At 58.1% G+C, this 10,943-nt stretch carries 8 protein-coding genes and 4 pseudogenes; 6 read left to right on the top strand and 6 right to left on the bottom strand.

Going from position 1 to position 10,943, the window contains the following annotated elements:
* Positions 1 to 15: 15 nt before the first annotated feature.
* Positions 16 to 414, bottom strand: coding sequence for a hypothetical protein (locus NKH35_RS29880; protein ID WP_352765610.1), 399 nt, complete (start codon positions 412 to 414; stop codon positions 16 to 18).
* 1,007 nt (positions 415 to 1,421) lie between these two features.
* Here NKH35_RS29880 and NKH35_RS29875 point away from each other — a divergent pair.
* On the top strand, positions 1,422 to 1,934 hold the full coding sequence (locus tag NKH35_RS29875) for a hypothetical protein (RefSeq protein WP_352917307.1): 513 nt from the start codon (positions 1,422 to 1,424) through the stop codon (positions 1,932 to 1,934).
* A 149-nt stretch (positions 1,935 to 2,083) separates the two neighbouring features.
* Complete coding sequence (locus NKH35_RS29870; RefSeq protein WP_352917305.1) at positions 2,084 to 2,779, top strand: OmpW/AlkL family protein; 696 nt, start codon at positions 2,084 to 2,086, stop codon at positions 2,777 to 2,779.
* 420 nt (positions 2,780 to 3,199) lie between these two features.
* Here NKH35_RS29870 and NKH35_RS29865 read toward each other — a convergent pair.
* Positions 3,200 to 3,352: pseudogene (locus NKH35_RS29865) on the bottom strand (ArdC-like ssDNA-binding domain-containing protein); the annotation flags it as partial.
* Between the two features lie 110 nt (positions 3,353 to 3,462).
* Positions 3,463 to 3,690, bottom strand: a complete 228-nt coding sequence (locus tag NKH35_RS29860) for a winged helix-turn-helix transcriptional regulator (protein WP_352917309.1) — start codon at positions 3,688 to 3,690, stop codon at positions 3,463 to 3,465.
* A gap of 113 nt (positions 3,691 to 3,803) precedes the next feature.
* Here NKH35_RS29860 and NKH35_RS29855 point away from each other — a divergent pair.
* Positions 3,804 to 3,974: pseudogene (locus tag NKH35_RS29855) on the top strand (hypothetical protein); the annotation flags it as partial.
* 151 nt (positions 3,975 to 4,125) lie between these two features.
* Here the strand turns inward: NKH35_RS29855 and NKH35_RS29850 are convergent.
* From NKH35_RS29850 to NKH35_RS29840, 3 genes are read right to left on the bottom strand one after another with little or no spacing between them, the layout of a single operon-like run.
* Complete coding sequence (locus tag NKH35_RS29850; RefSeq protein WP_352917303.1) at positions 4,126 to 6,825, bottom strand: lyase family protein; 2,700 nt, start codon at positions 6,823 to 6,825, stop codon at positions 4,126 to 4,128.
* A complete protein-coding gene (locus NKH35_RS29845; RefSeq protein ID WP_352917301.1) occupies positions 6,825 to 7,880 on the bottom strand; it encodes a cysteine synthase family protein in 1,056 nt (351 codons plus the stop codon). The genes NKH35_RS29850 and NKH35_RS29845 overlap by 1 nt, the downstream gene beginning before the upstream one ends.
* 10 nt (positions 7,881 to 7,890) lie before the next feature.
* Entirely contained in the window at positions 7,891 to 8,952 is a 1,062-nt protein-coding gene (locus NKH35_RS29840) for a GHMP family kinase ATP-binding protein (protein ID WP_352917299.1), read from the bottom strand.
* Positions 8,953 to 9,643: 691 nt separating this feature from the next.
* On the opposite strand from NKH35_RS29840, the gene NKH35_RS29835 reads away from it, so the two are divergent.
* From NKH35_RS29835 to NKH35_RS29825, 3 genes and pseudogenes are all read left to right on the top strand, one after another.
* Positions 9,644 to 9,865: a hypothetical protein gene (locus NKH35_RS29835; protein ID WP_352917297.1), complete on the top strand. Its 222-nt coding sequence runs from the start codon at positions 9,644 to 9,646 to the stop codon at positions 9,863 to 9,865.
* A 73-nt stretch (positions 9,866 to 9,938) separates the two neighbouring features.
* Positions 9,939 to 10,187 (top strand): annotated as a pseudogene (locus tag NKH35_RS32085) (helix-turn-helix domain-containing protein); the annotation flags it as partial.
* Positions 10,188 to 10,274: 87 nt separating this feature from the next.
* Positions 10,275 to 10,731: pseudogene (locus NKH35_RS29825) on the top strand (IS630 family transposase); the annotation flags it as partial.
* Positions 10,732 to 10,943 lie beyond the last annotated feature (212 nt).

Here is a 10,943-nt window from a genome sequence, read left to right as displayed (position 1 = left end):
CTCCACTGCTTCCTCCTATAGAGTCTTCCCACTGGACGGCTTGTTCGCGGCGAATATCGGCCACAGCCATTGGGCCCCCTCGCGGACGTTCGGAGCACCGGTCCCGACCGGGTTTGCGAGAATTTGTCCAGCGCGTTCGCGTCGTCGAATGTAGACCGGAGCATTCCAGCGCGGTGAAATCGAGGGGTCAGGCCGGCGACGTGGGGCAACGACGTATGTCTTTCCGTTCGTCTGGATGCCCGCGTCGCCGTCACGCGAGACGCTTTGCAGGCTCATTAAGGTGTTTGAAGCCGGCCCAATCGCCGGCCCGACCATGACGCGCCGGCCTTTCGGCGGCTTGATGGCAGGCGAGAGCGCGGTGTTCACTACGGCGACGTTCACTACGGCGACGGCATTTTCGGTGCGCATGATCATGGACGACGTCTCGCTGATGCGTTCGCAGAGTCCCATGCATGGGCCGTGCCAGAGAAGGAATCTTTATTAAACAACGGGTTGGCGGATTTACGATCCTGTCCGACATCCGACATTGAGGGGGGACGCTTCAGGGCGGCGCCCGATTTGCACTCCGGATAAAATAGTTTTCCGAATAGCTAATCGGGCACCCTCTGCATCAGAATACTTCTATCTTGTGGGGACCAGCACAGTCTTCATGAACGGACAGTGCAGAACCCTGCGTCTCTGTCGGACAGATCACGATATGCCGTGTCCATCGAGCTCAGCAGTTGCAAGAGCTGCCAGATCCTTCGCCCTATCGTGCCGTTGCACTGGCTATCCCGACATCCTCGGAGGCCGCGATCACGAAGAGTGACGCAAACTCATGTCCGCCGCGAGGCCTCTCTCATGGGAAGCAATTCTCTTTCTTGGTGAAGGATCGATGCTCATGCTCAGATGGTCGCGGATGGGCGGATGCCCGGCCTAAGCGCATCAATGAATCTCTGTACAGATAGCCGGAACAGAATTGGTTATTCTGCCGGTCCAAAGCACGACGCCATTCCATCCCTGCGGCTCAATCCAGGCGGAGGGATGAGGCAGCAGTTTTTTGCGCGCCTACCGGTCGGCCAGGAATGGGAGCCCTCGTAAACGCAGGCATTCGATGATCGCTGCCGCGGAGCTCCTCAGGCCGTGCCGTGCCCGACACCGGCAACGTCGTGGTCGTCAATCGTCCCGTCGCCGATGTCGATCCGAAGCTCGGCCAGTTCGCGGTGAGCTTCACTGCTATTCCGCAGTGCCCACGAGCTCGCACAGGAGATTCTACCAGGGCGGTCACGGCTGCACTCGTTGTCGGGTCTGCGACAAAGTCGACATGAGGCACACGGCAGTCAGAGCCATGTCATTGTTGTGAAATGGTTTTCTCGTTTGGCACGACACGTGCAAGACTATCCGCAAACGCGCTGCGGCAAGGACTGAGGAGAAATCATATCATGATCGAGCCCGCCGAACATGCAGTCGCAGCTGCGAAAACCGGGCCTTTCCGAGCCGACAGGACGTTGCGGTTATTTTCCGGTCGACACCATACTTCACGTTATCCGGACATGACCGTATTCGATTTCCAACCAACGCTGAATGCCCCGGACGATGATCCCTATCTTTGGCTCGAAGATGTGGAAGGAGAACAGACAATTGCCTGGGCCGCCAGCCAGGCCAGGACCCTGGGGCAGTTCGATGGAACACAGTTCAATCGCGACCACGACGCGCTGACAGCGATCTTCGACCGCCCCGACAAGATTCCCGTGTTCATGCGGCGCGGTCAGTACCTCTACAATTCTGGCAAGACGGCCGGAAATCCGCCCTCACTGTGGGGCCGGGACCACCATTGCCGCCTACGCAGATCCTGCTCGCCACCACGAAGCGGGCCGAACGCACCCACCCGGGCCACGCGCGTAAGATGGTCGCAAAGCTGCAGGCCTCTGGTTATCCCGCTTACTGCTAAGTGAGTACAGGTCGATGATTGCGAGCACGGCGCAAATAGTGTGTGCGCGGTCCCGCGCACACTGCGCACACTGCGCATGAGCGCTCCGCCACGCAATTCGCAAGAGTTTTCGTAGTTCAGTGCATCATTTCTGAAGAGCAAGGAGAGAATATCATGGCGAGAAAGCGAATCGGCGTGGCGCGGGGCGTAACAGCGGCCATCGTCCTGATTCTGATGGGGCAGCAGGCCGTGGCGGCCGAGCTTGCGCAATCCGGGAGCGTCCCGCAGGCTGGAGCCGCGGTCACGGGTTGGCCAAATCCTTGGCAGGTTCGCCTGCGCGCGTTGGGGGTCATTACTGAGGATTCGGGCTACGTCAATGCAGTGCCCGGCTCCGGCCTTTCATATTCGAACACTGTGACGCCGGAACTCGATATCTCCTATTACTTCACGGACAACATCGCCACGGAGCTTATCCTCGGCACCACCTATGCCAACATTGAGGGCCAAGGAGCGATCGGCGCGCTGGGCAATGTCGGCAAGGTTTGGCTGCTGCCGCCCACGCTCACATTGCAGTATCATTTTACCAATTTCGGCGCTTTCAAGCCCTATGTCGGCGCCGGCTTGAACTACACGATATTCTATAACCAGCATGCCGGGAGTGCCGATGCTCTCAAGGTTGATAACACGTTCGGCACCGCGCTGCAGGTCGGGTTCGACTACATGGTGGATCAGCATTGGGGCATCAATTTCGACGTGAAGAAGCTTTTCCTCAAGCCAGACTTCGACGTCACAGTGGATGGCGCGAAGCAGACGGGAAAGGCGGAGCTCGATCCTTGGTTGATAGGCGCAGGTGTCACCTACCGCTTCTAACAACGAAAGGTGAAGGCGGCTGCTGATGGCCGATCGAAATGAAGGGCGCGCCTTGTGCGCCCTTTTTCCGTCGGCCCTGAACGGGCGACACTTGATGAAGCCATTGTAGAGGGGCGACCGCCTCCTCCCGCGAACCAAGAAGGGTGACCCTGATCAATGCGGGCTCGACTAACGCCTGAAATGGAGGTGTTTAGATGCGCTTCGATCAGGAGGGCTATTGGGTATTGTTGATGGCATGCCAAGGTTAGGGCCTTTGCCCGGCATCATTCTCCCGGACGTAATGTGTGAGCTATGCGCCTGTGTTAAGCAATCACGGAACTCCTCGACGCCGACAAGATGCCTTGTCAGCCACGCTGCGGCAGCTGCTGTGCTTTTGCTGCAGGAGCGGCGACCGGCGCATTGGCTGCATTCCTCGGCAGGCCGAGCGCTGCCCCATGGCTTGACCCATGGCACGGTGCCGCGCTCCAGCTCGGCAATGATGCGGTCTGTGATCTCCTGATAGAGGCTGGCGCCCGGGCGCCCGCCCGTGCCGGCCCCCGCCGCTCCGGTGGTGGGGTGTGGGGTATTAATTATGAGGACGAAGTCCGCCTCTCCGGTAACGTGGTAGTATTGCTGCACCGGAGGGCAGTTCAGGAACCGTCTTTTCATCCCGTCAAGCAAATCCAGTTTTCGGTTTGTTGCCGTCACCTGGATGAAGACCTCTGAGGACGCCCTACCGCTCTCTCGCTTAGGACGGAAATGTCCTTTCTGATTATTCCGGTGGAACGAAGCCCTTTTAGACGTCTCGCGACCGCCGCTGCCGAGAGGCCAACGCGGTCCGAAATTTCGCGCTGCTGTATGAGGTCGTCGAACGGCACCAATTGCAGGATTTTTATGTCGAAATCGCCGAGGCGCGCCTTGCAAGCCTGCATCATTTAGGCATTCTCCTGATATACGTGGCTCTCAGTGGAAATTCTGCGCCATGATATAGTCGCGTCGGAACGTCTGGAGGGTAAGGAGCGCTCGAATTGGAGCCTCTAACGACATGAGGCTGCTTTATCTGGTTCTGAACCACTCGGCCGAAGAGCGGAAACGACCACCGCGCGAATGGTTCGAGGCCAGGACCCAGTTCGCCGTCGTTTTCGGCGAAAGGTTCGTCAGCCATGACGAAACCGGCCTCGCGCAAAGAACTCCTGACAGTCCCGAGAACCGCTGACTTGAAACATGGGAGGGGACCCTGAACCCCACAAGCCTGTCTACGAACCGACACGGATATCCGCCCTCTCTTCATGCCAACTCAGCGGCGTACCGCAACCCCTGTCCGGCCCCCAGACACCCGCCAGACTTTGTCCACACACTCCACTCCTTCAAGTGGACTGGTGCTTATCGATGAGTTCTTTCACCCTCCCTTTGCGGAGCACCTCGGCGTGCGCCCAGCGTTCCGATATCTCGGCGGATTTCAGCTCCATGTCCCGAAGGAGCGCTTTTGCCACGGAAAGCTGCTCGTCGGTTGATCGTTTTCCAGGTCCTCCCCCGAACCGCAGAGCATCCCTGCACTCTTCGAGACTTTCGGGTAATACGCCAGCGAGTTTGCTGGCCAATTCGCTTCGGCGCTCCGCGACGCTGCTATCCAGAGACAAGCGCCTAGTGATCTCGCCGATTATTGCGTGGGCCTTCCTGAAAGGAACGCCTCGCGACGCCATTCGTTCGGCGGCAACGGCCGTCATCGATGTGCCGTCGTCCAGATTTTCACGCATCGACTGCACGTTGAAAGACATGAACTTTACGATGAGCGATGTGAGGGCTATGGCCCGCTTAAGGGCATCTTCTGCTAGGCCCAATGAAGAGCAGCCGTAGTTGCTTGCCTCGATCGAGTTGCTGAATGGCGATTTGCAGGTAGCCGTTGCAGCAGAAACGTATGCGCCGATTACGGTGCTTGCCGATCCCTTGACGTGTTCAAGCAAAAAGGGGTTCTTCTTTTGAGGCAGCATGGAAGAGCCGCCGGCAAGATTGTGAGGGATGTCAACGAGGGCGAACTCCCGCGTCGTCCAAACCTGCAGGTCCTGGGCCATACGACTGAGCAGGATTGAAACGCCAGCGAAGACTGAAAGCCCCTGAAGGTGATGATCGCGGCTCCCGACCGCATCAAGAGAGTTAAACGACGGCAGTTCGAATCCCAGAAGACTTGCGGTTTGGCGGGGATCTATAGGGATGCTGGTGCCTCCGCCCGCCCCCGCCCCCATAGGGCAATTTCTGATGTCGTCCAGGAGGGAATGGAGGCGCTGGCGCTGGCGTCCCAGAGCGAAGAAGACGCCAAGCAAGTAGTGTCCTGGCGACCCAGGGAGTGCGATCTGGTATTGACTGTACAGCGGAGCCAATAGTCTCGATGCCTCTTCCGCTCGCTGAAGCAGGTCATCTTGTGCAATTCCAATCTGTTGGGAGATGGAACGCCCGGCCTCCCGGAGAGCCAGGAGAGAAATGGTCGCGTTCAAGTCGTTGCGGGACCTAGCGAGGTGCAGCCAGCCGGCCTTTTCCGGGCCAACTCTGGCGCCAAGTTCGGCCTCATAGGCAAGGTAGAGGCCACGCGGCGCATCGCGGCCCTCCAAAGACTGAAAGCCCTCGTCCTGGAGGTCCAAGATGTGCTTGAGGAGATCGGCAGCGGCTACCTGGCTGATCAAGCCTTGGTCGGCGAGCATCACCAGATGTGCCTCGTCTATGGTCGCCTGGTGCTGCAGCAAGCGGCCATCGCGCGAGATTTCAATAGGCGGAGCGAGCAACTTCATCGCTTCGGGATGTAGGCCCCACCCGCCCACGCTTGACCCAGCGACTTGCGTGTCGTCCGATTCGCCTGCGGCTGCTTCGATATTGATCACAAGGGAATCGATCATACGTTGCGCTGCCGCTACGGCGGCGTTGAGTTCATCAGCGACGCCCACGGCGTAGGCTACTCGGTCTCTGAAGTCGCCATTTATTTGAACTTCGTCTCCCTCAGATTTCATTAGCCCCGCTTCGGGCACCGTCGGGTCCGGATTTCGAGAAAAGCCGAGACGTTTGAGCTCCCCGGACGTGTGAGCAAGTCGGAACCGGATGGCTCCCGCCCTTGCGCTCGCTCGGGAGAGCGTGAACGCTTCCCCCGCGTAAAGTTTGATTACCATGTCCAGGACTGACGTACCCAAGGCGTGCGAGAGCATGACTGGAATCATTCCTCCAGCCAGCCTGGCATTGACCTCAATGATGACGGGGCCCCGCTCGGATAGCACAAACTCTACATGAGCCGGTCCGAACTCCAGGCCTAGCGCCGACACCGCGCCCGCGGCAAAAGAGGCCAGTTCCTGGAGGGATGCCTCGGGAAGCGGGGCCGGGAAGTCGTGCCCTACCTCGACGAAGCAGGGAGCCGGTCCCTTATGCTTGGCAAGAATTCCCAGGCAGTGCAGCGTCCCATCATACGCGATGATCTCTGCGGAGTATTCCTTACCCTCAACATATTGCTGGATCAGGATGTCGGGACTAGGCAGATCTACTTGATCGAGCAGTGCGCCCCTTGCGCTCTCAAACGCCTTGATGGCGGCGGCGGCACTATCGCACAACCTCACGCCGCTGCTACCACTTCCGGACACTGGCTTGACGACCACCGGTAGAGTGGCCTGGGCAAGAATATTCTCGACATCTCTGACGGAAGTGGCCAGCCCAGTTTCAGGGACCCTGATTGATTGTCGCCGCAATTCGGCCGCCTGCTTCCATTTGTTGCGGCATGTGGCTATCGCCTCCGAATTCGCTGCTGGTCGCCCTATCGCCGTAGCGACACGTGATGCTGCTTCCACAAAATACTCCGACGACGAGTATATACCTGCCAGCCTACTTAACTTGGTAGCGACCGCAACGAGTTCATCCGGGCAGCGGGTCTCAGCTTCGATCACTTGAGCGACCGGGTCTTTGAGGAACGGATAGCGCGCAGGATTACGCGTAACGAGATAGGGCTCGAAGCCCAGGACTCGGGCCCGCTTCATCAACAGTTCGCCAGTGCCCGTCGTGTTGCTTTCCACGAAAAGGAAGCTGCCTCGATTCATCACACTTGCTCCACAAGGCTTAGGACAGCTTCCCGGCTTTTCCCATCCCAATGATATCGGTTCCATGGTGGCAGGGCGGTCGAGGGATGGTTTTCGGTGGCCGGCGCTTCCAGCAGAATACTTTCATTCAGACATGCGTTCTGCTCGAGCCACTTATGGTCGTAAACGGCTTCTACGTAGCGGTGACCTTCATCGGGGCATATGACGACTACTGTCTCTCCTGGATACTGCCGGGCGCGCCAACGCCCCACGATGTAGCTCGCCCCCGAGGTCGGACCGGCGAAAACGGCATGCCGCTCGTGGAGGGTTCGCGTTGCAGCAAATGCGAGCGGAGCCGAGATAAGATGCACCTCGTCATACAGTTCATGCTTCACGTTCTTGGGGACAAGACTGTTCCCCAGCCCCCGCAGTTTCCGTTCGCCATCCTGTTGGCCAAAAATGACGCTATTGAAGGTGTCCACTCCAATCAGGCGCGCGCCAGGGGCTTTTTGGCGGAGGCGCTCTATCGTTCCGCAAGTAGAGCCGCCTGACCCCACGGAACCGACCAACGTTACGTCGGCGTCCAACATCCCCGATATCTGATCGGCGAAGAGCTTATAGGCTGCGGGGTTGTCCGGTGTTTCGTATTGCCGGGGCCAGAAACAGGAGTGGCCCAACTGTCTCATTCTAGCGTGTAATGCATCTAGGCGGCTTCTTTGATAACCACCCTCCCTCGCCTTTTCAGTAATGATGCAGACGTCAGCTCCCAAGGAGTTCAACCTGTTTTCCAGGCCTTTGTCCATCACTGGGTCTGTGAAGATTTCGAGCTGGAATCCACGTTCCCGACAAACTACGGCCAAACCCAGTGCGAAGGTTCCGCTCGAGGTCTCGAGAACTTTCATGCCATGCGTCAAAGTCCCTCGAGCCAGCGCTTGTTCAATGATGTGCATCGCAGGGAGAAGCTTCATGAACGCGAATTGCGCAAGATAGAGGTTTGCATCACACCTAATAATGCTGGGGAGAGCATAGGCATCAGAATAGCTGGAGAATGGCAGGCGTTTGCGAACAGCGTCCATATTGCTTACCTCACCGGCAGCCAGTCATTGTCAGGTATATATTTGGCGAGTTGTCGAACGGCGATACATGGGCGAGCACGGACCGAAGCTTCAGTGGAAAGTCAGCCGCCATTCGATCAAGCAGGATCCCAATCATTGTGCCGCTGTGCGCGACGATGACCCCGAGAGCGTCAGTGGCCTCGGATGCTTTCAGCATTGAGTTCAGATGCCTCTTTGGAGCTCGCTCCTGATGCAAACGGGCGCTGGCAGTGGCTATTCTGCCTATCGTGGCGGTGTCACCGCGTGGAATTGCTATGCGAGCGCGGTGGAGTAGTTCCTGATACTCTGCTCGGTGAGTGGCGGAGGTTTCACTTCGCCTTTGATCATAGTCGACGGTTTCGACGGTCCCTCCTTCATCGATACCAACGATTGCAAGCGCTGGCATTTGCCCGAGGAAGGAGAGAAGGCTACATTCTCGCTGTTGGTATGCGACCACACCTGGATACATCACCCCGTCGGATGGCTCTATCTCCGCCATTAGCTTCTCGATCAACGATGTCCGGATTCTACGCTTAATGCAGCGGGCGATTGACCGTGCAGTCGCTACAAGATCCGCAGACGAACTCGCCATTCCTTTGCCTTCCGGAAGCTCAGATTGCAAAAAGAGGATTCCTCCTGAGGCGCCGAGCGCAATCACGAGCTTCTCAGCCAGTCGCTTTGCTTTGAGTTTATGTGACGGATAAACGGTTACAGATCGTGTACCTGCAACCGGCATAAAGTGAGCCCGCGCAAAGAGCGCGATGGGCATCGTGACCAAGAAGTGAGGGTCCCGGGGAACGCAGCCAACCGGCAGCTGACCTTGCAGCAACTCGCCGAATGTACCGCAACAAAGCGTGTCGCCGTAGCCACAATTATTCCCTGGCTGCGGCCCGTCCTCGGCGATAATCTCTGCCGCATCTGTGCCACCGAACGCCTGGTGATACATCTGTGGCCTCCAAACTTCATAGGCGGCCGCTTCTATAAGCTCTCTAGTTGTGCTGCTCACCATGCCTCGTGTGGGTTCGATGGAACTGGTGGAATGCTGGGCCGGCATGTCACTTTCCTTAGGTACGCTGATATGTGATTTGCTGCGAGGACACGAGGACTTGGACCATCAGAGCACGGCTCCTGTTTCAGTCGAGATACTAACAAGTAACCGGGTGCCAGCTGCTGCCTAAACCCCGGGTTAACGTACCATTTTGCACGATTAGCGGTTGCAAAGATTCTGTGAAGTTAGTTGTAGGATCTGTTACACTGTTTGATGACTGCGATGCATGACGACGGTGGGTGCGACGTTCAAGGGACGCAGGCGGTGATGTTGCTTTTTGCGCGCTGATGCCTGGCCGCTCCGGCGCGTTCGTCGGCGCTGACGTACATTGCAGATCATCGGCGATAGATGCCCGGCATCGACGTCTTGTCCCGCCCGGATCACTGCGTCGCACATGACGGTCGCATCGCAAGACTCCCGGGGGGCTTGAAATGCGCCGGCTCTTCCATCCACAAGCCTGCAAAGTGGATGGCCGAGACCCTCCTTGCGTACTCTAAGTTCTTCGCGCGCCCTAGAACCCGTCGGTGGAACAAGTTCCAGACGGAAGATGTTATTGCTGCAGATATGTAATCCCCCGTCCGAAGGATTTTTGCAAATTGATTACCGTTGTTGTGACAGTAGAGCTTGACTATTAGGGGTAGTTCACGGAACTGCCTTCGAGCATAACGGCTTGGCAAGCGCATGAAGGAGTTTCGATTTGGATTCTTTCAAGAGAGTCGAGCGGTTGATTGATGCCACCAGCGTGGAAGCGATCGATAGCGCGCGCGTTTTGCTGGACCAATTCAACGGCAAGTCAGAAACAATCTCCCGGGCGATTGACGACTTCCTGCTTGATTTCATGACCTTGCTGTTTGTGGTAGAAGCCACCCGCGAGCAGTTCCACAATCCGGCGAGGCGGCTAGAGCATAATCTGACCTGATGGAATCGCGAGGGATTCCCATCGGGGAGAATATCTGATTCATCATGTCGGCTGGGTATGGAGGCCAGCAGGCATGGTTAGAGCCATATCGGAGGATTTGCGTTCGCGAGTGATCGCAGCGGTTGAGAGTGGCCTGTCGCGGCGGGCTGCGGCGGATCGTTTCGGTGTTGCCGCGGCAAGCGCGGTCCGCTGGGTCCGCGAATGGCGAGAGAGCGGCGCGACGCGGGCAAAGCCCCAAGGCGGAGACAAGCGCTCCCAGCGGATCGAAGCCTACCGGGATACGATCCTAGCGGTGATCGAAGGTCAGGACGACATCACACTGGTCGAGTTGGCTGAATTTCTCAGGGCGGAGCATGCGGTCGTGTTCGCGCCGAGCACGATCTGGCGCTTTCTCGACCGTCACTCGATGACCTTCAAAAAAAACAGCGCACGCCAGCGAGCAGGATCGGCCCGACGTGCTCGCGCGGCGACGCGCCTGGTTCAAGGCCCAGCCTGATCTCGATCCCGAACGGTTGGTCTTTATCGACGAGACCGGCGCATCGACGAAGATGGCTCGCCTGCGTGGACGGGCAAAGCGGGGCATGCGGTGCCGATCTCCGATCCCGCACGGGCACTGGAAAACGACTACTTTTACAGGCGCATTGCGCCTGACGGGCATGACTGCGCCGATGGTCCTCGACGGACCGATGACGGGTGAATGGTTCGCCGCTTATGCCGAGCATGTATTGGCGCCTACGCTTCGAGTTGGTGACATCGTCATCCTCGACAACCTGCCCGCTCACAAAGTCGCCGCCGCCCGCCAAGCGATCGAAGCGGCCGGCGCGCGAATGCTCTTCCTACCGCCTTACAGCCCCGACTTTAACCCGTGTATGGATGGCTCCTGCGGGTCAAGGGTATCGGATCGGGTTTGGTGAACAGGTCGGTTGCGGCCATGTATACGGCGTCTGAATGTGCAACGGGATCGCTGCGCGCCCTGATGAATATCCGCTTGGAGAACAGGTCCCACTCAATCGAGCGCGCTCGAGGCGCTTCGGATTGATCGGGGTGTCCTGGTTCTTCGTCTCCGTTTGTTCGCCAT

Source organism: Mesorhizobium sp. M1143, assembly GCF_040318435.1.
In the GTDB taxonomy this organism is placed as follows: Bacteria; Pseudomonadota; Alphaproteobacteria; order Rhizobiales; family Rhizobiaceae; genus Mesorhizobium.
The sequence above is the reverse complement of the archived record's forward strand: the minus strand, read 5'-3'. Positions and strand labels throughout refer to the sequence as shown.

What these genes read in the sequence shown, in the direction of transcription:
- NKH35_RS29840 (WP_352917299.1), bottom strand. Translation starts at nt 8,952, where the DNA reads ATGCCGGCCCAGCATTCCACCAGTTCCATCGAACCCACACGAGGCATG.
- NKH35_RS29845 (WP_352917301.1), bottom strand. Translation starts at nt 7,880, where the DNA reads ATGGACGCTGTTCGCAAACGCCTGCCATTCTCCAGCTATTCTGATGCC.
- NKH35_RS29860 (WP_352917309.1), bottom strand. Translation starts at nt 3,690, where the DNA reads ATGCAGGCTTGCAAGGCGCGCCTCGGCGATTTCGACATAAAAATCCTG.
- NKH35_RS29875 (WP_352917307.1), top strand. Translation starts at nt 1,422, where the DNA reads ATGATCGAGCCCGCCGAACATGCAGTCGCAGCTGCGAAAACCGGGCCT.
- NKH35_RS29880 (WP_352765610.1), bottom strand. Translation starts at nt 414, where the DNA reads ATGATCATGCGCACCGAAAATGCCGTCGCCGTAGTGAACGTCGCCGTA.
- NKH35_RS29870 (WP_352917305.1), top strand. Translation starts at nt 2,084, where the DNA reads ATGGCGAGAAAGCGAATCGGCGTGGCGCGGGGCGTAACAGCGGCCATC.
- NKH35_RS29850 (WP_352917303.1), bottom strand. Translation starts at nt 6,825, where the DNA reads ATGAATCGAGGCAGCTTCCTTTTCGTGGAAAGCAACACGACGGGCACT.